The organism is sulfur-oxidizing endosymbiont of Gigantopelta aegis, assembly GCF_016097415.1.
Classification (GTDB): Bacteria; Pseudomonadota; Gammaproteobacteria; order GRL18; family GRL18; genus GRL18.
Window position 1 is genome coordinate 1,105,902 of record NZ_JAEHGE010000001.1, and the last position, 22,766, is coordinate 1,128,667.

A 22,766-nucleotide genomic window follows, 5' to 3' on the forward strand; every position below is an offset into this window, starting at 1 on the left:
ATGAGCAACGAAGATAAAACTGAAGAACAAGACAAACAACAAGCGGCAACTCAAGCAAGTGCGCAACCCAGACAACCAAGAATTGTCTGGGACGATAGCAAAATGAAAACCGCCTATGCCAATGTTTGCAATGTCTCCACTACCCGAGAAGAATTCAACTTTGTATTCGGTACTCATCGCAACTGGCACCAGGCTAAAACTGATCTAATCATCGACTTGAGCCAACGTATGATCGTCAGCCCTCAAAGCGCCAAACGCCTATTAAAACTACTGGAAGCCTCAGTAGAAAAATTCGAATCAACCTATGGCGAAATTGAAATGAACAAACCCGCAAACCCAGAAGAAAGTGCCACAGATACCACGCACTAAAATAATGACAAAGGAACTACCTGCAGGCTAGGCAATGTCCTATCCTGTATTCTCCCTGAATGCTAAGCCAACATAGAAGAACCTGTGCCAACTATTAACACAAAAACTGACCCAACGATTAACTCAAAAATTGACTCAACCGAAAAGCCAACAACTGACTCAATAAAAGAGCCGGAAAATTATTCTATAAAAGCAGACTATTGGCAACAATTACAAGCCGATACTGCCAACGATGTCATCCTTAAAGAAAAACTCGAAGCCTGGCTTGCCCTGCAAACCGGCTTTATTCCCAAACTTAAAAGCGCCTTATTACTTTCTCTTGACGAAGCAAGCAATCAACTACAGCCCGTTGCACAATGGGCAGACAAAGAAGCCAAGGCTGCCGATTTATTGGAAATTGTTAATCAGGTCATTGAAGATACCCAACCGCTATTTGTCAATCTGGATGAAAACAATGTCGCCGTAGCATTACCGCTATTATGGGATAAAAAAATACAGGCCATTATTGCCGTGTCACTGGCTTCGACAGAACAACTCATTATCAACAATGCCATGCGCCATCTTCGCTGGGGTGCAGGCATGTTGGAACTGCTCTTTCGTCGCGAGCAAGTGTCATCACAGCATAGACAACTCGAAAGCTTTAAACATTCCGTTGAACTACTCACCGACGTGGCAGCCGAAAAAGAATTTTTTAGCGCCTCACAACGCCTAGCATCCATGCTGGCGGCAAGATTTCATTGTAATTGGGTCGCTATTGGCTGGCAGCAACGCCGTATGAAAGTCACTGCCATTTCGCATCAAACGCAGCAAGTAAACAAAATGAACCTGGTGCGAGCCATTGAAGATGCCATGTCAGAAGCCATCATGATGCGTGAATCAATCGTCTGCCATGAACAGGCAAGTGTCAACCATCCCGCTCATGATCACTTGCTCAAATCGCATCAACTGAGCAATGTATTAACCGTGCCCATGTTTCATAATGAACAATACCTTGGTGCGGTCTGTCTGGAACGAGAAAATAATCAATCCTTCTCGGCTCTGGAAAATGAATTAGTGAATGATATTTTACAAGTGCTGACACCGGTTCTGGATGATAAAAAAAGCCGCGATAAAAATATGTTTCTAAAATTTATTGATGCCATCAATGAACAGGGCAAACGCTTATTCGGTAGTCGTTATTATGGTCGGAAACTGGCAGTGCTAGGGATTATTTTACTGAGCCTGATGCTCGGCCTAGTGAAAATCAATTATCAGGTCAATGCCGAATCCAGTCTACAAGGTGCGATTATACGTATGATTTCCGCACCCTTTGATGGTTATATTGAAGCGGCTCCTGTCAGAGCCGGTGATCGCGTAGAAAAAGACCAATTGATGGTTAGACTGGATGATCGAGACCTACGCTTAGAACGGCTCAATTGGCACACCAAAAAATATCAGCTAAAACGGGAACAACAAGAAGCTGCGGCACAACATGATCGTGCTGAAGCAAAAATCAAAGCAGCAGAAGCAGCACAAGCACAGGCAAAATTAGAACTCGCTGAAAGTAAATTAGCACGCACTCAGTTGACCGCACCCTTTGCCGGTTTGGTGGTTGAAGGTGATTTGAGCCAGCGTTTAGGGGGCTTAGTACAAAAGGGTGAAGTGCTCATGCAACTCACCCCGTTGAATGCCTATCGAATTGAAATAAAAGTCGATGAAGCACAAATTGATCACGTTCAAGTCGGACAAAGTGGTGAGCTTTTATTGCGTTCCCTTCCAGATGAGCCGGTGAGTTTTACGGTCAATCGTATTACCCCCGTGTCGGAAGCAAAAGACGGTATTAATTACTTTACCGTGGAAGCACAATTGGATGAAATACCTACTAGTCTTAGACCCGGAATGGAAGGCATTGCAAAAATTTCCGCAGGGCCACGGTCATTATTCTTTGTTTTGACGCGTAGTTTAACTCAATGGCTGCGTCTCACCTTCTGGAAATGGTTGCCGTGAAGGATAGCTCGCAAGAGCTGCGCAAGCCCATGTTTAGTCAGCAATGGTATCGAGTTGCTGACTTAAAACCACGCTTGGTGCAACACGTCCATATTTCCCGTCAGACTTTTCGTGGTCAGGAATGGTTTATACTTCGCCATCATCTCGAAGGTCGTTTCCATCGTATTCCTCGTAGTGCCTATGCCTTAGTACAACAGATGAATGGTCATCGCACGATGGATGAAATCTGGAAGTCAGTCTGTCTGGCCATGCCGGATCAAGCGCCGACACAGGATGATATTGTTGATTTACTCGGACGTTTGTATCAGCAAAATCTCATTCTCAGTGACAAAATGCCCGACATTGCTGAGCTACAAAAACGCTTTAGCAAACAGCGTCGTAGCAAATGGCAACAACAAATAAAAAATCCCATGGCGATCCGAATTCCGCTATGGAATCCTGAGCGATTTTTACAAAAAACACTCTTCATGAGTCATATCTTTAGTCTACCCGGACTCATTATCTGGCTGTTGATGATGGTGTATTTATTGATCAATGTTGGTATTTACTGGCCAGAACTCAGTCAAAATTTTTCTGATCGAGTCCTCGCGGCTGATAACTTAGTCCTGATGGCAGTGATCTACCCCTTTATTAAACTACTCCATGAAATGTCTCATGCCTATGCGGTCAAACGCTGGCGGGGTCAGGTTAATGAGATGGGGCTGATGTTTTTAATCTTCATTCCCATTCCTTATGTCAATGCCTCGGCATCAATTACCTTTGAAAACAAATATCGGCGCATGATAGTGGGCATGGCGGGCATCATGACTGAGCTGGCCATTGCCTCGGTGGCCTTGTGGATCTGGATACACACCAGTGATCCCTTAGTGCATTCATTTGCTTATAATGCCTTATTGATCACCGGTGTTTCCACGGTGTTATTTAATGGCAACCCATTACTGCGCTTTGATGGTTATTACTCCTTTGCTGACTGGCTGGAAATTCCTAATTTATATCAGCGATCCCAGCAATATATCGGCTATTTATATGGCCGGTATTTAATGCGTTTAAAAGACTCAGTGTTTCATTCTGCTCCGGGTGAACGCCCGTGGTTTTTTAGCTATGCGATTGCCGCTTGGATTTATCGCGTGTTTATTTCTCTGGGCATAGCCTTGTTTGTCGCTCAGGAATTTTTTATTGTCGGCATGATATTGGCTGCGATCACCCTTTATGGTTTATTATTTAAACCGGTTATTAATCAATTACAACAACTCTTTTCTAAATCGCGCTATCAAGGAAAACGTATGCGTATATTAACCATCACGGGCAGTCTGGTGGTATTGTTGCTGGCATTTTTACTCTGGGTGCCCATGCCTTATCGCACTGTGATCCAAGGTGTCACCTGGGCACCCGAAGCCAGTCATATCCGAGCGGCAAGTGAAGGCTGGTTTGAACAGCTAGAGCAAGCATCTGGAACTCAGGTCAAAACACAACAGGCGTTGATTCGTTTACGTAATGGTGAAATTGAAGCTGACCGGCAAGATTATCTGGGCAAAATAAAGGTGTTAGAAACCCGCCTACAACGTGCGCAATCACGGGATCGATCTGAAGGTCCCATTATTTTACAAGAGCTTGAGCATGCCCGTTCTGTTTTGGCGGAAATAGAATTTAGGACGGCACACTTAATCGTTAAATCCCCAAGAGCAGGGCAGTGGTTGGCATTGAAGCCAGAACTATTACAGGGCAAATATATTCAACGGGGAGAATTATTAGGCTATGTATTACAGCCGAATGATCTAACAATTAAAGCCGTTGCCGATCAGGCAGCCATTAATGCCATTCGACAAAATGTCATCAACATTGAAGTACGTCCAGCCAGTGATATTGATAAAATAATCCCAGCAACACTGAATCGACAAATCCCAGAGGCAAGTAAAGTCATCCCACATTTAGCACTAACGTCAACAGGTGGTGGTATTTTTGAAATTGATCCGGCGTTTAATGAACCGGGTTCTTCATCGGCTAGCGCTCAAGAAGTCAGAACCTTTGAAAACCTTTTTCAGTTGGAATTTCTCACTCAAGAAGCCACCAGCTTAAGGTTGGGTGAACGGGTTTATATTCGTTTACAGCATAAGGATGAGCCACTTTTCTGGCGCTGGTGGCGTGACTTGCGCCGTGTTTTTCTTGCAGAATTGGATTTATGAAATCGTTGCTGGACTTATCTCGCTGCCCACCACCCGGTCATCGCCATGCGTATGAGCGTGTGCCGGTGAAGCATGAGGGCTTGGATAAATGGGCGCATCGTCTGCAGGGTGGTCTAATACGCATGACCCAAAAAATTTACAATCCAGTCAATATTTCCGTTAAACCCATTCGTAAGGCGCGTGAACAATTGTTGCAAGACGGTGGCTTGCAAGCAAATTTAAACCAAGTGCGTTATCGTCTGCGCACGGAAGGGCTACAGCCCTCAGCTGTTTTTCAGGCACTGGCCTTGATTGACATAGCCTGCGAGCAAAGCCTGCATAAACAAGCCTATGATAGTCAATTTAAAGGGGCTTGGGCGATCCTATCAGGACGGGTCGCAGAAATGGCTACCGGCGAGGGGAAATCCTTAACCGCTGCACTCGCAGTCTCCGTCGCGGCTTTGGCTGGACTGAGAGTTCATGTGGTCACCGTCAATGATTATCTGGCAAAACGTGATGCAGAGGTCTTTAAACCGCTTTATACGCTATTAGAATTGTCCGTTGATGGTTTAGAACACGAATTTGATATGGAACGTCGTAGTGAAGCCTATCATTGTGATGTGTTGTATTGCAGTAACAAAGAACTGGCCTTTGATTATTTAAAACAACGTATACGCATGGGCGAAGGCTCTATCACCGCCAAACGTCTCACCAGTGGTGGCGCAGAATCAGGCCTCATGCCGGGACTTTATTTTGCCATTATTGATGAGGCTGATAGTGTCATGGTGGATGAGGCGCGTACGCCCTTGATTATTTCTGCTCCGGAAGAAAAGAAAGAGAACGAGGCTATTTTGCGTGAGGCTCTACAACTGGCTCATGAATTAATAGAAGACGAACATTTTTTTAAAAAAGAACGCCAAATGCGTCTGACAGAAGCTGGAGAACATCGGCTTGAAGAGCTAACCGATATTCAGCAATGGCCTTGGTGTTTGTCTTCCTTAAGGGCTGAAATTGTGGAAAAAGCCTTGGCAGCATTACACGTCTATAAACTGGGCAGGGAATACATTGTTCAGGACGATGCCATTCAAATTGTCGATGAATACACCGGACGGGTACTGGAAGGCCGAAGTTGGGAGCAAGGCTTGCACCAATTAATCGAATTAAAAGAACAAGTGACACTCACCGATCAAAATCGTACGGTAGCGCGTATCAGTTACCAGCAATTGTTTCGTAAATACCATTTTCTTGCCGGCATGACCGGTACTGGTGCAGAAGTCAGAGATGAATTCTGGCGCATTTACGATCTGGCAACCGCCGTCATTGCCACCCGAAAAAAAATCCAACGACAATTTTGTGCCTATAAAATTCTCCCTGATGAAACCGCCAAATGGGATTATCTGGCACATCAGGTTAAGCGCCGTAGTGAGATGGGGCAGCCGGTACTGATCGGCGTGCAATCCATTAATGCCTCAGAAATGGCAGAGCAGGCATTGCGACAACATGGCTTGAATGTTGTTGTACTCAATGCCAATCAGGCCGATAAAGAAGCAGAAATTATTGCACAGGCTGGCAATAGTGATGCCATCACCATCGCCACGAATATGGCGGGCAGAGGCACCGATATTGCTCTGAATGCAGCGGCCAGAGAAGCAGGGGGCTTGCATGTGGTTCTCACCGAATTACACGATGCCTCAAGGATTGATCGACAGCTCTATGGCCGTTGTGCCCGCCAAGGTGATCCTGGAAGCTATGAAATGATTTTATCACTGGATGATAATTTACCCAGAACACAATTTAAACCCTGGAAGAAAACCTTATCCAAACATGTCTTACAATGGCCTTGGATAGGTGGCTGGCTTATCAATCAATCTTTTCTGTTTTCGCAAAGGAAGATTGAAAAAATTAATCGTCAGCAACGCTTTCAACTTTTTGAACAAAGTTTACAAAGAGATCAACTTTTAGCCTTTACGGGCAAAGGTGATTAGCCTTATGATAAACAATTACTTAATGAAGACTATAACAATGAAAAACTATCTTTTAGCGATACTATTCTGTCATTTTTTCTTATCCACACTATTGTTTGCCGATGAAACTCCATCTCAGACAATGGACATGACCAAATTGGAATGCATGATAGAACCCATCCAACAGGTTGATATTAGTAGTGAAGTCCCCGGTGTGCTATCAGATGTTAAAGTTGATCGTGGTGATGTAGTTAAAAAGGGACAGTTAATCGCACGACTGGAATCCGGCGTAGAAAAAGCCCGCGTTAATGTGGCTAAAGCCAAAGCTGAATTTAATAAGCGCAAGCTAGCCCGTAATGATGACATGTATAAAAAAGAACTCATTTCATTACAAGAACGAGATGAAGTAGAAACCGAATGGCGAGTCTCCATTATGGAATTAAGCGAAGCCAAACAAGTCTATGAACAACGTCAATTACGCAGTCCCATCAATGGTCGCGTGGTTCACCAAAACACCGATGTCGGTGAATTTACAGGTGATGTGATGTGTCAACACTTTTCCGGACAGTTTTCTAAATATTTTTTTGGCTGTTTCAAGTGATTTTTGTCATTTTGTATTTCCTATCATTTTAGTTTCTCATGTTAACTTTAAACAGATGAAGAGAAAGGGCTTTGCCCTCTGGAACGATAGAGCCGTTCCATTCACCCAAGGTATTTTCACAACGGTAATGATCCTGTTACAATATCTTCACGGCACAGGCTGAGGAGCCGATGGCCGTCAACGGTAATGGGCGGCATTTATGTCGCCTTTTACCCCTCTTCAATCAATCGATTTAAGCTATTTCCTGCTGTATTTCATAATCGACTGGTGACAAATAATCATTAGCCGAATGAAGTCGCTCCCGATTATAAAATACCTCAATATATTCAAATATTGCCTGCTTTGCTTCTACTCTGGTTTTGAATCGACAATGGTGCGTCAATTCAGTTTTCAAACTATGAAAGAAGCTCTCTGATACAGCATTGTCCCAGCAATTTCCTTTGCGGCTCATAGACTGAATTATGTTATGATCCGACAATATTTTTCTATGACTATCAGAGGCATATTGGCTACCTCGGTCAGTATGCCAAAGCAATCCATCCATTGGTTTACGCTTCCATATGGCCATCAGTAAAGCATCATTGACTAGCTTGGCTTTCATTCGCTCATCCATCGACCAGCCAACAATTTGCCTAGAGAATAAGTCAATGACAAACCGCTAAATATAACCAGCCTTCCTTGGTGGCAATATAGGTAATATCACCCACATAGTAGCGATCAGGTTGAGAGACAGTAAACTCTCTTTCCAGTAAATTTGGAGATATACGCTTATTATGCTTGGAATTAGTCGTCGCTTTAAAGCGTCTCTTCGTTTTACAAAACAAACCGGCTTTTTTCATTAATCGACCAATTCTCCGGCGGCTTATATGAACGCCTTTTTCAGCCAGTTTTCTTTTAAGACGACGGGTTCCATAAGTCTTGCGACTGTCTTCAAACAGTTTTTTAGCTGCTCAGTAAGCGCTTCATTTTCTTTCTCTCTATCCGTTTTAGGAGAGCTAACCCAATCATAATAGCAACTACGGAAACATCCATAAAACGGCACAGAATCGTTACCGGGTAATCTTTAGCCTGATCAGTTATCCATGCGTACTTCACAAAGTTTCCCTTGCAAAGTACGCTGTGGCCTTTTTAATAAATCACGCTCCTGAATCACGCCACATTAATGAAGCCATTTTTACTTTGGCGCGTATGGATGAATTACACGTCGAATTAGTTGTTCCTGTCGAATTCTACGGACGTTTTACTCTGGGACAAACACTCAAAGTATTCCCACAAAAGCCGATTGGTGGTGAATATGCAGGAAAAATTATCGTCATTGACCCAGTAGTAGATGCAGGAAGTGGTACCTTTGGTATTCGAGTGTTACTTGCTAATCCAGAAAATAAAATCCCAGCGGGGATACGTTGTACGGTTGATTTAAAGAAAAAAAAATTAGTGGGTGCACCAGAGGTGCATCCATCTAAAAATCAAACCATGGTATAAGTAAGAAAGGATTATTATTAACAAATAAATATCTTTATTACTTCATGCCTATTACTAAAATTTGTAATTTATTCCTGCATAGACTGAGCGACCCATGCCCGGTACAGGCAATCCCCAGGCAACACTGGCTGGTTTTCCATCGCTCATGGTTTGCCCTTCACCCATATAGGTGCCACCCAGAGGGTGGTTATAGAATTTATCAAGCACGTTTTCTACGCCGACATCAATGCGTACATCTTTCCATTCATAGCTACTGCGTAGATTGATCAAACCATAGCCACTTGTTTTGATTTCATTGCGGGTGTCAGAAACCTTCGTTTTTTATCAACAAGCTCAAGCTCAATACTATTACTCCACTTGCCAAAATCCTGCACAACGGCAAATCTCGCATTCAGAGGCATAATATTATATAAGTTATCATTGGTATCTTTGTTCTTGCCACGGACATAATTGATTATACCGGTGGCAGTAAAAGCACCATACGATGTCTGTTTAGCGATAGGATAAAAGCCTGAAATGTCTACACCGTACAGCTTGGCTGACTCGTTGACAAATTGCAGATAGACAAAGCGATCGGTTGCAGTTTGATTAGCTGCGGTACAGGCGCTATAAGCCGCAGTTGAGTTACAGCGCGCAGCATCAATATAGCCATCAACATAGGTATAATAGGGGGTGGCTTGTAAGCCCCATTGGCTTTGTGTGGCATCATGAAAATCGAAACTTGCACTAATGGTATGGGATATTTCAGGATCTAAATCTAAGTTACCAACATAGCCATTACCATCACCAGCCCAGTTAACCATACGCATCGCCATACCACCTGTTGACCAAGCATAGCGTTCATAGAGGTTGGGGGAACGGGTTTTTGGGCATAACCCACTTCAATGGTGGTCATATTATCGACGGTATAACGTGCCAGAGCAGTCAGATCAATATTGTTGTCTGTAATGTCTCGATCAGAGGCATTAAATGTGGCAGCTTCTGATGCATAACTGGCATTATAACCCTGTACATCGCCTGCATTCATGTCAACTCTTTCACCACGGATGCCTAATAAGGTTTGCCATTGTGGATCCCATTGTGCTTCCCACTCGGCAAAGAGGGCTGTACGGTCTCGCTCACCATCGTTAATATTAACAAATGTGTCTGGCCACATAGCTCTACCGGATGGATCCCACCAATCATTAAGCGTGTAATTCTGTAATTCAGCGCCAATTTTTAATAAGTCTCGTGATGAAAGAAAAATGTCTGCTTTTATAATGCCCCCGGTATTTTTACCCTGTGTGTCCATTGGCATACCTGCCGCACAGCCCATCATGCCTCCACTGGGGGTGCATGGAAGGCCAGTCAGATACCAATATTGCTTGTCATCATCAAATTGCATTTTATGACGAGTTCTTTCTTTGTAGACTCTTGCTTCGAGTTCACCCCAATCAAATTCGCCTTGATAATTTAAATTATATTGTTCGCTATCATTGGCGGTCATATCCATCCGTTGATTAGTCCACCCTTGGTAGGGAATATCCTGTTCGCTGTATTTAAATTCAAACTGATGATTTTCATGTTTCAAAGCAAGTGAAATGGATTGATTAGTGGATTTATAGCTACTTGAACCGACTTCGTCACGATCTAAACGATTGGCACCTAGAGTAGTCTGTCCCGCAGGTTTAAAGTTATCGCCTGCAGAATAATTATCAGACTGAGTTGTTGAACCTTGGTAACGGATACTTAACTTTTCACCCGCCACTGTGGCAGAAATATTGCCGCCTTGAGCATTACCATTACTACGATAAAAAGCACCCACTTCGCCTTTGCTTAATAGACCTTCGCCATTTTTGGCAAACTCAGGTGGGGCTGAATTGATTAAAATTGTGCCGCCAATGCTGTCGCCACCGACACTAATCGGTGATATGCCGGCAAAAACTTCTGCACTAGCAACATTGCTGGGATCGATATAGGAAAGAGCTGGATTCATGTGGTTTGCACAAGCAGAAATTAAATCCATCCCATCAACTTTAATGCGTAAACGATCATCGGCTAGACCTCGAATAACAGGTAAACCTGAAACACCACCCGATTGTTGTATGACTAAGCCAGGTACATTTTTTAATAGTGATGCGGTATCACTGGTAGAAGGTGCTATCGATTTTAATTTTTCCACAGTAAGGGTTGAGGAATCGAGTGTTTGTTTAATCGCTGTTGCAGAAACATTGATACCTGCAAGCGGCGCCTCCTCAGCAATGGCGAGGCCATGAGTCAGTGTTGCAATAAGTGTTGTAAGAAGGGCACTTCGCTTATGAAATGAAGGGTGCATCATAAAAATTCCTTTGTAATCGGAGGTTAAGTCTTAACTCCAATAAAGCAATTTTTGCACCATGTTATTGTTTTATATTTTAGTTCAATGGCTTAAATCTATTTTTTAAATATTTTTTTTAACATTACTATATTATCATGTACCTTGTTGTGTCATATGAATTAATAATTGTGTTATATGACACAAATAAGGTTGGCTTATGTTTTTATAAATCTTTGACCAAAACAATTGCGCCACGAATATCACCTAATTTATAGCCTCTGGCTTTATCCTGAGGGTATAGGCTAGATAGTTTTTCTCGACATCAGGGAGAGCTTTTTCACCATGGCAATGTAGACAAGGCTGAGATATTGCCATGGCTTTCATATAGCGAAATTGTTTTTTGCCATCGATTTCAATGATTTCACTGAATTCCATTTTTTAGGTGATTCACCATTATTCTTTCGGTCTTCAAAGTTTTGTAAAATTTTGTGCTCCCAAGCTTCGGCAACATTGGCGGGATTACGAATTTTTAAAGAGGTGCGACTTAAAGTAACACCATTTTTCTGACTTGCAGTATCAGTGATGGGGATCGCTCTTTCGTTACAAACTTGTATTGCATTGACAGGCCCTCCTTTTTTCATTGCTGCTTTTAACTCACCTTTTAGGCTGCTTGCAAATTGTTTGACGGACTGGCGACTTTCTTGAAGTAGTTGTGTTTGATTATCGCTAGAAAATACAATAGTCGGCAATAAAAAAAGAGATGATAGGACAACAGTAAGTGCTATTGTTTTCATTGAATTTGTTCCTCTAGGTAAAATGAATATGAGGCCATTATCTTTATAAACAAAGGTATTATCTGTGATGAGTGTTACATAAAAAGTATGTATATTTGTTTAGCGTAATATTCTAATTTTTAAGCTTGGATCATAAAAAGACTTTTATCAATCACTTGTTTCAAGCTCACTGAGCAGTTCTGACTCAACTAATTGGTATTCAGCTTTTATTTCATAAATGAGCTCAAATGCCTTTGCTTGATTTTTTTTTCTTTAGAATTACACTCAGATTTTTCACAGAGTTGAGCCAGTTTGATTGCTCCCAGGTTCTTGCTACTGGATTTTATAGTATGAGCTGTTTCCGCAAAAGAGATAGCATCCAACTCTTTTGCAGCCTGAGTTAACAACTCAATTAAATCAGGTGTATTGTCCAGATAAATACGGATTAATTTGTGTAAAATGTCAGGCTGATTAGGGCGTTGTAAATCACGTATCACCTGCCACGAACTTTGTTCAATGGTATCGTTTGAAATGATGGTTTGTTCTTTAAACGTGACCAGTGGTGCAAGATGCTGCTGGCTATCCAACCATAAGGTCAGTTTGTCAGCAATTTCATCAAGAGTAAATGGCTTGCTGATATAGTCATTCATGCCGGCTTGTGTGCAATGCTCTTGAATGCCATCTCTCACGTCAGCAGTGAGGGCTATGATGGGAGGCTCTGTGTTGAGTTGATTTTTTGAACCTGATTTTAAAGTTTGTGAACGTATGGCTTTGGTTGCTTTAAAACCATCAACTTTAGGCATGTGGCAGTCCATAAAAATCAAGTCCAATGAATGTTGTTCGGCTACTTCGATGGCTTCAGCACCATTGTCTGCAAGGAGTACCTTACAGCCTAAAATTTCTAACATGGTTTTTGCTAATTCTTGATTGACCAAGTTATCTTCTGCAACTAATACGGTTGCTGAGTATTGAGGGGTTTTCTGAGCGCATTCATGGCCGCTATTAAACACAGGTAATAAATCGGAATCGCCTTGCTCTAAAGTAACGGTAAACCAAAACGAGGCACCGGAACCATAATTACTCACTACTCCAATTTCACCACCCATGAGAGAGACGAGTTGTTGACAAATAGAAAGCCCTAAGCCGGTGCCACCATATTCTCGACTGGTTGAGCTATCAACCTGTGAAAAAGAATCAAAAATAATATCCTGTTTGTCGAAAGGAATACCGATACCACTATCATCTATTTCAAAAAATAGACGTATTTTTTCTTGGGCAGTATTTTCTTTTGTCCTATTTTCTTGAGGTGATATTAAATCCGCTTGATTCAGTTCTGGAATAGAGCAACGTAAAGTGACTTCGCCTTTTTCAGTAAACTTAATGGCATTATGATGTGTCAACACTTTTCCGGACAGTTTTCTAAATATTTTTTTGGCTGTTTCAAGTGATTTTTGTCATTTTGTATTTCCTATCATTTTAGTTTCTCATGTTAACTTTAAACAGATGAAGAGAAAGGGCTTTGCCCTCTGGAACGATAGAGCCGTTCCATTCACCCAAGGTATTTTCACAACGGTAATGATCCTGTTACAATATCTTCACGGCACAGGCTGAGGAGCCGATGGCCGTCAACGGTAATGGGCGGCATTTATGTCGCCTTTTACCCCTCTTCAATCAATCGATTTAAGCTATTTCCTGCTGTATTTCATAATCGACTGGTGACAAATAATCATTAGCCGAATGAAGTCGCTCCCGATTATAAAATACCTCAATATATTCAAATATTGCCTGCTTTGCTTCTACTCTGGTTTTGAATCGACAATGGTGCGTCAATTCAGTTTTCAAACTATGAAAGAAGCTCTCTGATACAGCATTGTCCCAGCAATTTCCTTTGCGGCTCATAGACTGAATTATGTTATGATCCGACAATATTTTTCTATGACTATCAGAGGCATATTGGCTACCTCGGTCAGTATGCCAAAGCAATCCATCCATTGGTTTACGCTTCCATATGGCCATCAGTAAAGCATCATTGACTAGCTTGGCTTTCATTCGCTCATCCATCGACCAGCCAACAATTTGCCTAGAGAATAAGTCAATGACAACCGCTAAATATAACCAGCCTTCCTTGGTGGCAATATAGGTAATATCACCCACATAGTAGCGATCAGGTTGAGAGACAGTAAACTCTCTTTCCAGTAAATTTGGAGATATACGCTTATTATGCTTGGAATTAGTCGTCGCTTTAAAGCGTCTCTTCGTTTTACAAAACAAACCGGCTTTTTTCATTAATCGACCAATTCTCCGGCGGCTTATATGAACGCCTTTTTTTCAGCCAGTTTTCTTTTAAGACGACGGGTTCCATAAGTCTTGCGACTGTCTTCAAACAGTTTTTTAGCTGCTCAGTAAGCGCTTCATTTTCTTTCTCTCTATCCGTTTTAGGAGAGCTAACCCAATCATAATAGCAACTACGGAAACATCCATAAAACGGCACAGAATCGTTACCGGGTAATCTTTAGCCTGATCAGTTATCCATGCGTACTTCACAAAGTTTCCCTTGCAAAGTACGCTGTGGCCTTTTTAATAAATCACGCTCCTGAATCACTTTTGCCAATTCTTTTTTCAGACGTTTTACTTCATCATAAATGTGTTCATCACTTCTATTGGCTACCGTCTTCACCGGTTTGGAATATTTACTGATCCAGGTATGTAGAGTATTTACATTAACACCTAGCTCCCTGGCAGTCTGAGAAACGGGTTGATCCGTCTCATTAGCTAATTTGACAGCTGATTCTTTAAATTCTGATGTATAGCTTTTATTCGGTTTTTTTGTTTGATCATTCATTTTAGGTCACACTTTTTATCTTTTAGTTATTTTAAGTTGTGTGTCCGGTTAAGTATAGCCACATTATTACTAAGCAAGTTAGTAATAATCTGCTGTAATCGGTTTTTGTCACCGATCAGTACTAAATGTCTATCAATATTAAATTCTGAACGTAGAATTAAACGTAAGCGCTTAACGAACAGCGTTCTTTACCTTTTCCAATTCTGATTTTTTAAAATTCCAGGGAAGCAATGCTTCCAGCTTTTCAACCGTATCCGCATAAGGTAATTGGGTTAATACATAGACCATATACGTATATGGCTCAATATCATTGGCCTTAGCGGTTTCAATAAAACTATAATGAACTGCACTGGCATGTGCACCCTTTGGCGTATCTGAAAATAACCAGGCCTTTCTACCCACGCAGAATGGACGGATAGCATTTTCTGCCAGCACATTACTGATATTCAACCGACCATCTTCACAATAAACAGTCAGCTTAGGCCATTGATTATTAATATAGGTGAGTGCTTTTCCTGTCAAGCTGTCGTTCGGCACTTTGCCCAGGGTGTTATCGACCCATGTTCTTATTTTCTCAAGAAGCGGCAGGCTCTGTTTCTGACGAACCTTAAATTTTTCATTAACACTGGCTTCTTTTATCTCACGCTCAATTAAATACAGCTTATTGATATGGGCCAGTGCCACATCGGCTTTTGTAGGCTTTTGATTGCTCTTTTTTTCTTTGGTTGTGCCGTCTGAGAATCTTTGAATTTACGGCGAGTGTGATCCCAGCAGCCGACCGATGTGGCATTATTTTGTGCACACACGGCATTGTAACCGGCATAGCCATCGGTTTGCAGATAGCCGCTAAAGCCATCAAGCAGGCGCAGTGGTACTTCCTTCTTACGAGAAGGATCGTATTCAAACAGCACACTGGGTTGTCCAGGTGGCCCGCCACGACTGACCCACATGTATTTGTTCGAATGAGCACTGAGTCCCGGCTCTTTTAATACTTTGAGCACCGTTTCATCCATTTGGATGATGTCACCCGACAGTTGATGTTCTCGCATGAGGTTGATGAGCGGCTGGAACTGATGAGCCAGTTTAATAGCCCAATTGGCCATGGTGGCTCGGGTTATATCGCCGCCATAGCGTGATAATATGCCTTCCATTCGATACAGAGGCAAACCATCGGCATATTTTGAGATAATGATGTGTGCCATCAGGTGAATACTGCCCATTGATTTAGGTAATGGATGTTTTGGCATGACCGCAGCTTTCATTGAACGACTGTCTGTGTCATTGGTGCCTGCAAAGACGGCTTTTTCCTGGAAGTATTCCAGTATTTGGACTTTAGCTGGAATGATATCCAGCTCTTCTCTGACTTTAGTGTAAAAACCTCAATGGCACCGGCTTTTTCTTCATCTGTCAGATCGATGAAGACAGGGACTCTTGGAATAGTCTTTGAGAAAGGCTTCCTGCCTGTTTTTTCTTTCTTCTTAGGCGAAGTGGTTTTAGGTTCAGGGAGCCCCTCATCGTCAGCCGCCTGCTCAGCTTCATCAAATAAGCGTTCCTGACCATCACTTTTTTCACTGCTGGGTGCAAAGCGTTTACTACGAGCCAGACGAAGGGCTTCTTCCAGTATTTTTATACGGTGGTTTTTCTGTTCAATGACACTCAACAATTCATTCTTGTCCGCGTGTGAAAAAGCGGAAAATATAGAGTCGTTTTTGTGGATTCAGCCTTGTTTTGCATGGCTTTATTATAACAAAAAATAGACTAAAAGTACTTAAAATACAGACTCATAATGCAATTTCTTATGCGGTTTCATGACACTGATATCATAGCCGTCTAATAGCCAGTTGATTTGTTGTCCGGTGATATTCATCAGGTCATCTTCACCCTTTGGCCATTTGAACTTTTCTTCTGAGAGACTTTTGTAATAGAGTACAAAACCGGTATTATCCCAGAAGAGGCATTTAATTTTATTACGCTGACGATTGGTAAAGGCATACAGATGGCCTGCAAAAGGATTATGACCTAATTCACATTCAACAATGGCACTGAGGCCAATAAAACTTTTACGAAAATCAACAGGCTTCAGATAGAGATACACCTGTGGCAGGCTGAGTGATGGACGTATGGCTGACTTCATTGGAACAGTCCTGCTAATTGTTTTACCAGCTGTACATTATCGGCAGTCACTCCTTCAATGCGTAGCTGATTGGGTAATTCTACAATTAATGCTGAGGTGCGGGCTGAATAGTGTTTCGGGGAGGATAGTTGAATAAAACCATTCCCCTTTGTCATCGCACTGGTTTGCGTTGTTGCACCCAGCAACTTACGCTTGTAATAGCCAAAACGTTTGATGGATAGCCCATGTTCCTGACAATAGGATGCCTGGCTGATACTGTTTTCATTCCATTGATTAACGTGGTCTTGCCAAAATTGTTTTGAGTTGGCTTGGGTTTCTGGTTTCATTGATATGTCTCATAATTAATCGATGGATTGATTATGAGGCAGGGGAGATATTTTTTGAATAACGCTAGATGGTTAAGCGCTTACAATTAAACCTTTATCTTTCGCGTCTTCAGTAAAAAGTTCCAGTGTTTCATTAAGCAAATTATTTGGACGAAAGGCCTGTTTTTCCAGAGTTAACTTGCCTGATTCAAATTTTGAAAAGTCGAGAATTTCGTTGATAATAATTAATAAGGATTTTCCTGAACGCTGAACTGTTTTGAGCAGTTTGTTTTGCCTTGCAGACAATTTTGTACGTAATAATATTTCAACCATCCCTAGAACACCATTCATTGGAGTGCGAATTTCATGACTGATGGTGGCCATAAATTCACTTTTAACCAAGTTTGCTTTTTCTGCAATATTCTTTGCTTGTAGTGCTTCAATGGTGATACTTTGTAGCTCCTGATTTTTTTTGTAGAGGTCTTTGGTGCGATCAGCTACTTCAGTTTCAAGGCGTTGACTATAGCTTGCTAATTGACTGTCACGCTGTTGTATTTCATTGAGCATTTCATTAAATACATCGACCAAAGTACCATACTCATCACCGCTAATTTTACGCGCACGAATATTATATTTTTTTTCTAGTGAGACAGATTTCATGGTTTGCATTAATTCTGTAAGTGGTGTCGTAAAGGCTTTTTGCAGTTTGGTTGAAATGATTATCACGATTAAAAATGAGATAAAAGCAATGGTCGCAATGAGTTTGTAAAAATTATTTAAGCGTTTTATTAAAGCATTTTGCTGATAAATAATATTAATTGAACCAATCTCTTCACCCTGAAGTTTAATTGACCGTTTAATGAGGTAATAGGTATCATTAATGTTTGTTCTAGCCTTATTGTCACATTGCCAGGTAGCAATATTGAGTTTTTTAAAAGAGGCTTTGTTTTGATAATCAGGTGTTATATATTGACTGAAAAGTTGACCGTTACTGTCACATAAGTTTGTCATAACAATGTCTGGATGTTTACTAAGTGCCTTAAGCATTTCCATGGTGGCATCCATGTCATAAAAAGCCATTGCTGCAGCACTATTCCAACCGACGACATCAGCGAGGGTCGTTAATTCATCGATGGAATTGGTATTCGCCCGTTGTGTTTCATTATAAATGATTGCCGATGAGACTAAAAACAAGCCGATAGCAGATGCAATACTCATCATCAGTATCAATTTGAACTTAACAGACCAGTTTTTAAACTTTGTAAACATTATATTTTTACTCATTAATGGACTGAGTGAGTAGGGGGTAATTTATATAGATATAGATAATATTATATTATTAGCAATATCTAATGTATATAGGGGCTTACCTAGGCTAATTGAAAATAAGTGTATAGGGAATCTATCGTTTATTGACTTTTTTTAGAAAGGGAGAATGTTAATTGTTGTTAGTAAGGGTTATCGCATGTTTTTACATAATAACATACGATATAAAAACCTTATTTAGCCGCTTTTTTCAGCATACCATGTTGTACGGCCATAACTGCTGCCTCAACTCTAGAATGAATATTGAGTTTACGCAAAATAGCTTTGACGTGTAATTTTACCGTACCATCAGAGATATCCAGGTTACGGGCAATCACTTTATTGCTTTGGCCTTCAGCCAGTAAAAATAGAATTTCTGTTTCTCTGGGTGTTAATTCAGAAAAGGGGCTGGGTTCAGGGGCTGGGGGAATATGTCCCTGAACAACTTTAGCAAGGATTGGCGTTAAATCAGGTGCAACAACGGTCTTACCCTCATGAATATCTTGTAAAGCTGTAACCAGCTCATCAGGTTGCATACCTTTAAGTAAAAAGCCTTGCGCACCACATTGCAGGGCTTCGATTAAGTCCCGCTCATCATCAACCGTAGTAAGGATGGCAATGGGCATTTTTTCGCCTTGCTCACGCAATTTTTTTAACACTTCAATGCCATCCATATCAGGCATACGCATATCTAGGAGGACCACATCGGGTTTTTTCTCACTAACGATGTTTAAGCCCTCCTGACCGCTGCCGGCACTGGCGATGACTTCGATCCCCATTCGTTCCAATAGACCCTGCAAGCCTGCACGGAAAAGGGTGTGATCATCAATTAATAATACTCGCATAAGTTATATCTTTATTCGTTAGGTGTCATTAACTGACTAAATTAGGGAAAAATTTGACCGATTTCTCGACCATCGCCTGGGTTGGAAATGTTAACAGAATTTGCGTGCCCTCACCAGCTTCGGTTTCGATTGAGATATCGCCACCGATACGTCGAGCGCGTTCTTCCATCACACTGATGCCAATATGTTCACCCAGACTATTGGTTAAGTTGGGGTTTTTCATACCAATACCATCATCTTCAATTAAAATTTCACATTGTTTATTGTTATAGTTAGGGTTTTTGGGGCTGCGCGCCAAGATACGTACGGCACGTGCTTTACTGTGCTTGCCAACGTTGGCTAAGGATTCTTGAACGATGCGTACAATTTGAAATTCTTGATCTGATTTTAGATCCATCGACCATTCGTTCTGGAAGAAGATGGAAATATCGTGATTGGACTGAAAATTAGACACCAGTTGTTCTATGGCAGGAATCAGTCCCTGTTTATTCATGGGGGCTCTAAAGTGCGTAATGAGTCCCCTGACTTCACGATAGGCTTCATCAATGCTTTCATGTAGACGGGTGACTTCTTCACGCTCTACAGGGATTTTTTCTAAAACATTTTCTTCTAAAATAGTGACCTGGAAGCGTAAGCTGGCTAAGGTTTGTGCTAAAGAGTCATGTAGTTCATGTGCCAATAGCGTTCTTTCCTTCATCACGGAGTGTTGTCGAGTATCTTTATCCAGCCGTGATTTTTCAATCGCCATACCCAGATGTTTACCGATACTGGTGAGCAATTCTGACAAATCTTCACTCATATAAACATTGGGCTTATCAATGAATAGATTATAAATGCCCAAATGTACGCCTTGATGCTCCAAAGGCACAGCAATGATTTCGGCATCATTACCATCAAATAAGCGCGTACCAGAAAGTTTGGTACAGGTTTTTATTGATACGTTGCACTCAACAGAGCCTTGGGTAAGCGAAGTGCCACAGAGACAACGTTTTATGGGAACGTAGCGTTCTTCTCTGACGAACTGATCATTTAAGCCAATAGAGGCGACCATTTTTAATTGATCATTATCGGTGCGTAGGCGGACTGTGCCGGCTCGCGCATTAGTTAGGCTCACCAGCATCTGTAAAAAACGGGATAATAAATCATCCAGATCCTCAGAACGGTTGATGGAGGTGGCTACTTCATAAAGAATATTGAGTGAGTGATTTTTTTCTTCGACTTTATGTATTTGCTTGTCTACTTCCTGTTGAAATTCAGCAGACAGACTTTGTAATTTGTCACTCAGAGAATTGATATCCACGGCCAATTTGGCAAATTCGCCTTTTTTTGGCATGGGCAGACGTGCAGAATAGTCCTTTTTCTTCATTTGCAAAGCCCAATTGCGTAAATGAATAAAAGGGGTGACTAAATCGTGACGAATTAAGAATGAAATACGAAAAATAAAGAATAGACCGACCAATAATATAATCATATTTAGCCATAGTAATAAGGTATGGTTATTGATTATTTGATTAAGCGATAGAAAATTTAACCCGGCCAGTATGATAAGGACATTGCCCAAAGTAATCAGCGGTAAAAATAAACGGCTATACTTCAATTGAATAGGCTGGCGATTTAAGTCTTCAGTTGCTTTTGAGGCTTTCTTTACTTGTTCAAGAGGCATAGGGTTACTCAGGAGCCTGTTGCTTTAACAATAGACTCCTCCCGGAAAAGATTCTAATTGGTTTGATGATAACGACTCAACAGAAGTTTATTCAGTTGGTAGTTTATTCTGTAGGAACCTTATAATTAGGATCATTTGGGTTTTTAAAAATAAACTGATTATCTTCACCCTCAATTTCGACATAGTCGATTTCCATGCCCTTGGTAATTTCCAATAAATCATTGTGAATAATAATGTTGATACCACGTATTTCATAGAGGCTATCATTGTCATTTTTTTTGTCAAAACCCATTAAGTATTGAAAACCTTTATGGTTTTTATGTTTTGTTACTGCAACACGTAGTGGATCGCTTTCTCCACCACTGTTCTTTATCTGTGCATTGATTTGATTGGCTGCGTCTTCAGTCAGTTTTATCATAGTTCTTCTCGCTTTTGTATTTTAATAGATTAATGACTATTTTTTTGTGTGTTATGAATAAATTGTATAAATCGTTGTGCCCAATGATTTTGCTTGGTATCTTGCAAATGTGCATAACAGGCTAAAAGATTTTTATAGACTACTCCGTCATGCTTGCCGTCAATACCACTACCACGGTGGATTTTATAGGCATATTCCAATGGTTCAGAAATATTGACCAAATGGGAATAATGAAATTCATGGGCTGATATGGTCATATCTTTATCGCTGTTATTACTTGGATGATGGTTATTACTTGGATGAAGCGGCCAAGGCATCGCATTGGTTTCACTAAAACGAATCAGACCACGCCCCTGAGGCGTTTCTTCCATCTTTGCATCAGCGGGTACTATGCCGACCATCTCAACTTGTTGATCTTGCCATAGAATTTTACGGCATAAATACATGAGGCCGCCACATTCTGCATAAGTCGGCAGGCCATTTTCGATAGCATCAAAAACCGATTGCCGAAAAGATTGATTGGCATGGAGTTCTTTTAAACGCTCTTCCGGGAAGCCACCACCAATAAATAAACCATCAATGTTTTCTGGTAATAGTTTATCTTTGAGTGAATCCACTTCAATTAACTCAGCCCCAGCTTCTTCCAATGCTTCTAAATCCCCAGGATAGTAAAAACCAAAGGCACTATCATTAATATAAGCAAGGCGTATTTGTGTTTTTATGGCCTGTGTATTAGGGCGTGTTTTAATTGCGCTCTTTAAATGCTTGGGTGAATGCAAATGACTGATTTCAACAATCTTATCCAGGTCAACCTGAGCGGAAATAATATTGCCGATAGCGCTGATTTTTTTTTGTGCTTCACCATCTTCATTGCTCGGCATGAGCCCTAGGTGGCGCTCTACGATTTCAAGACGTTTATCCTTATGCACTGCACCCAGTACAGCAACATCAGTATAGTGTTCGATGACTGCGCGTAACTTGCTTTCATGTCGCGAGCCACCCAATTGGTTTAAAATAACCCCGGCGATTTCAATGCCGGGGTCAAATGATTGATAACCAAGAATGAGCGGGGCAACTCCACGGGTCATGCCACGGCTGTCTAAAACCAGAATAACGGGGGCATCGACCAATTTTGCAATGGCGGCATTACTATTACTGCCATCTAAATCAAGGCCGTCATATAGACCTTTGTTGCCTTCGATCAGACTCATATCACAGGAGGTCATTTTACGTGAGACGAGCTGTAGGATTTCATCCCGGGTCATGGTGTTGAAATCAAGTGTATAACAGGGAGTTCCAGACGCGCTACCATGCCAAAGTGGATCAATATAGTCAGGCCCTTTTTTAAACGGCTGAACTCGGAGTCCGCTATTTTTCAGTGCCGCAAGTAGACCAATGGTAATGGTTGTTTTACCGGATGATTTGTGTGCGGCTGAAATAAAAAGTGGGTTTGCTGAAATAGGCATAGTTTAGTAAGTAAGGGCAAACTGAAAGTTTTTCAAGGAGTTAGTTGATTGTATGCTATAGGTTAAGCAATAATCTATGAAAAAAAAAGGCCGCATAAGCGACCTTTTTTTCGTTATAAATAGCCTTAGGCTATTACAACAATCCTTGCATTATA

The 22,766-nt window shown here is 41.4% G+C and carries 22 protein-coding genes and 2 pseudogenes; 6 read left to right on the forward strand and 18 right to left on the reverse strand.

Features of this window, described 5'->3' with window-relative positions; genetic code table 11:
* From JEU79_RS05705 to JEU79_RS05725, 5 genes are all read left to right on the forward strand, one after another.
* Complete coding sequence (locus JEU79_RS05705; protein ID WP_198263333.1) at positions 1 to 369, forward strand: DUF3467 domain-containing protein; 369 nt, start codon at positions 1 to 3, stop codon at positions 367 to 369.
* 84 nt (positions 370 to 453) lie between these two features.
* Complete coding sequence (locus tag JEU79_RS05710) at positions 454 to 2,355, forward strand: efflux RND transporter periplasmic adaptor subunit (protein ID WP_198263334.1); 1,902 nt, start codon at positions 454 to 456, stop codon at positions 2,353 to 2,355.
* Positions 2,352 to 4,538: a zinc metalloprotease gene (locus tag JEU79_RS05715; RefSeq protein WP_214660509.1), complete on the forward strand. Its 2,187-nt coding sequence runs from the start codon at positions 2,352 to 2,354 to the stop codon at positions 4,536 to 4,538. The genes JEU79_RS05710 and JEU79_RS05715 overlap by 4 nt, the downstream gene beginning before the upstream one ends.
* Entirely contained in the window at positions 4,535 to 6,502 is a 1,968-nt protein-coding gene (locus JEU79_RS05720) for a preprotein translocase subunit SecA (RefSeq protein ID WP_198263336.1), read from the forward strand. The genes JEU79_RS05715 and JEU79_RS05720 overlap by 4 nt, the downstream gene beginning before the upstream one ends.
* A gap of 22 nt (positions 6,503 to 6,524) precedes the next feature.
* Positions 6,525 to 7,082 carry an efflux RND transporter periplasmic adaptor subunit gene (locus JEU79_RS05725; RefSeq protein WP_198263337.1) on the forward strand — a complete coding sequence of 186 codons (558 nt, stop codon included), beginning with the start codon at positions 6,525 to 6,527 and terminating at the stop codon, positions 7,080 to 7,082.
* Positions 7,083 to 7,314: 232 nt separating this feature from the next.
* On the opposite strand, the pseudogene JEU79_RS28355 reads toward JEU79_RS05725, so the two are convergent.
* Positions 7,315 to 8,229 (reverse strand): annotated as a pseudogene (locus JEU79_RS28355) (IS3 family transposase); the annotation flags it as partial.
* A 41-nt stretch (positions 8,230 to 8,270) separates the two neighbouring features.
* Here JEU79_RS28355 and JEU79_RS05745 point away from each other — a divergent pair.
* The gene (locus tag JEU79_RS05745) at positions 8,271 to 8,564 is read left to right on the forward strand and encodes an efflux RND transporter periplasmic adaptor subunit (RefSeq protein WP_425511139.1); all 294 of its coding nucleotides are present in this window, start codon (positions 8,271 to 8,273) and stop codon (positions 8,562 to 8,564) included.
* Between the two features lie 54 nt (positions 8,565 to 8,618).
* On the opposite strand, the gene JEU79_RS27355 is transcribed toward JEU79_RS05745, so the two are convergent.
* From JEU79_RS27355 to JEU79_RS05810, 17 genes and pseudogenes are all read right to left on the reverse strand, one after another.
* The gene (locus JEU79_RS27355) at positions 8,619 to 8,834 is read right to left on the reverse strand and encodes a TonB-dependent receptor (RefSeq protein ID WP_281400836.1); all 216 of its coding nucleotides are present in this window, start codon (positions 8,832 to 8,834) and stop codon (positions 8,619 to 8,621) included.
* Positions 8,831 to 9,367: a TonB-dependent receptor domain-containing protein gene (locus JEU79_RS26055; protein WP_281400837.1), complete on the reverse strand. Its 537-nt coding sequence runs from the start codon at positions 9,365 to 9,367 to the stop codon at positions 8,831 to 8,833. The genes JEU79_RS27355 and JEU79_RS26055 overlap by 4 nt, the downstream gene beginning before the upstream one ends.
* Positions 9,322 to 10,881, reverse strand: a complete 1,560-nt coding sequence (locus JEU79_RS05750; RefSeq protein WP_246540030.1) for a TonB-dependent receptor plug domain-containing protein — start codon at positions 10,879 to 10,881, stop codon at positions 9,322 to 9,324. Before JEU79_RS05750 ends, JEU79_RS26055 begins: the two co-directional genes overlap by 46 nt.
* 243 nt (positions 10,882 to 11,124) lie before the next feature.
* Positions 11,125 to 11,295 carry a c-type heme family protein gene (locus JEU79_RS28360; protein WP_425511140.1) on the reverse strand — a complete coding sequence of 57 codons (171 nt, stop codon included), beginning with the start codon at positions 11,293 to 11,295 and terminating at the stop codon, positions 11,125 to 11,127.
* Positions 11,241 to 11,654, reverse strand: a complete 414-nt coding sequence (locus JEU79_RS05760; RefSeq protein WP_198263340.1) for a c-type heme family protein — start codon at positions 11,652 to 11,654, stop codon at positions 11,241 to 11,243. Before JEU79_RS05760 ends, JEU79_RS28360 begins: the two co-directional genes overlap by 55 nt.
* A 206-nt stretch (positions 11,655 to 11,860) precedes the next feature.
* Positions 11,861 to 13,036, reverse strand: coding sequence for a response regulator (locus tag JEU79_RS05765; protein WP_198263341.1), 1,176 nt, complete (start codon positions 13,034 to 13,036; stop codon positions 11,861 to 11,863).
* Between the two features lie 277 nt (positions 13,037 to 13,313).
* Positions 13,314 to 14,475: pseudogene (locus JEU79_RS05770) on the reverse strand (IS3 family transposase).
* A gap of 171 nt (positions 14,476 to 14,646) precedes the next feature.
* Positions 14,647 to 15,159 (reverse strand): IS66 family transposase, encoded by a 513-nt coding sequence (locus JEU79_RS26060; RefSeq protein ID WP_198265128.1) that lies wholly within the window; start codon positions 15,157 to 15,159, stop codon positions 14,647 to 14,649.
* The gene (gene tnpC / locus JEU79_RS26065) at positions 15,126 to 15,827 is read right to left on the reverse strand and encodes an IS66 family transposase (RefSeq protein WP_343075003.1); all 702 of its coding nucleotides are present in this window, start codon (positions 15,825 to 15,827) and stop codon (positions 15,126 to 15,128) included. Before tnpC ends, JEU79_RS26060 begins: the two co-directional genes overlap by 34 nt.
* The gene (locus tag JEU79_RS26070; protein WP_198264909.1) at positions 15,734 to 16,138 is read right to left on the reverse strand and encodes an IS66 family transposase; all 405 of its coding nucleotides are present in this window, start codon (positions 16,136 to 16,138) and stop codon (positions 15,734 to 15,736) included. Before JEU79_RS26070 ends, tnpC begins: the two co-directional genes overlap by 94 nt.
* A 105-nt stretch (positions 16,139 to 16,243) precedes the next feature.
* Positions 16,244 to 16,609, reverse strand: a complete 366-nt coding sequence (tnpB, locus tag JEU79_RS05780; RefSeq protein ID WP_198263025.1) for an IS66 family insertion sequence element accessory protein TnpB — start codon at positions 16,607 to 16,609, stop codon at positions 16,244 to 16,246.
* A complete protein-coding gene (gene tnpA / locus JEU79_RS05785) occupies positions 16,606 to 16,935 on the reverse strand; it encodes an IS66 family insertion sequence element accessory protein TnpA (RefSeq protein WP_198263342.1) in 330 nt (109 codons plus the stop codon). Before tnpA ends, tnpB begins: the two co-directional genes overlap by 4 nt.
* Positions 16,936 to 17,007: 72 nt before the next feature.
* Positions 17,008 to 18,132: a histidine kinase dimerization/phospho-acceptor domain-containing protein gene (locus JEU79_RS05790; RefSeq protein ID WP_198263343.1), complete on the reverse strand. Its 1,125-nt coding sequence runs from the start codon at positions 18,130 to 18,132 to the stop codon at positions 17,008 to 17,010.
* A 281-nt stretch (positions 18,133 to 18,413) separates the two neighbouring features.
* Complete coding sequence (locus tag JEU79_RS05795) at positions 18,414 to 19,064, reverse strand: response regulator (protein ID WP_198263344.1); 651 nt, start codon at positions 19,062 to 19,064, stop codon at positions 18,414 to 18,416.
* 28 nt (positions 19,065 to 19,092) lie between these two features.
* Positions 19,093 to 20,727: a histidine kinase gene (locus JEU79_RS05800; RefSeq protein WP_198263345.1), complete on the reverse strand. Its 1,635-nt coding sequence runs from the start codon at positions 20,725 to 20,727 to the stop codon at positions 19,093 to 19,095.
* A 103-nt stretch (positions 20,728 to 20,830) separates the two neighbouring features.
* Positions 20,831 to 21,145 carry a HesB/IscA family protein gene (locus tag JEU79_RS05805; RefSeq protein WP_198263346.1) on the reverse strand — a complete coding sequence of 105 codons (315 nt, stop codon included), beginning with the start codon at positions 21,143 to 21,145 and terminating at the stop codon, positions 20,831 to 20,833.
* 29 nt (positions 21,146 to 21,174) lie between these two features.
* On the reverse strand, positions 21,175 to 22,611 hold the full coding sequence (locus JEU79_RS05810; RefSeq protein WP_198263347.1) for a cobyrinic acid a,c-diamide synthase CobB: 1,437 nt from the start codon (positions 22,609 to 22,611) through the stop codon (positions 21,175 to 21,177).
* Positions 22,612 to 22,766: the final 155 nt, after the last annotated feature.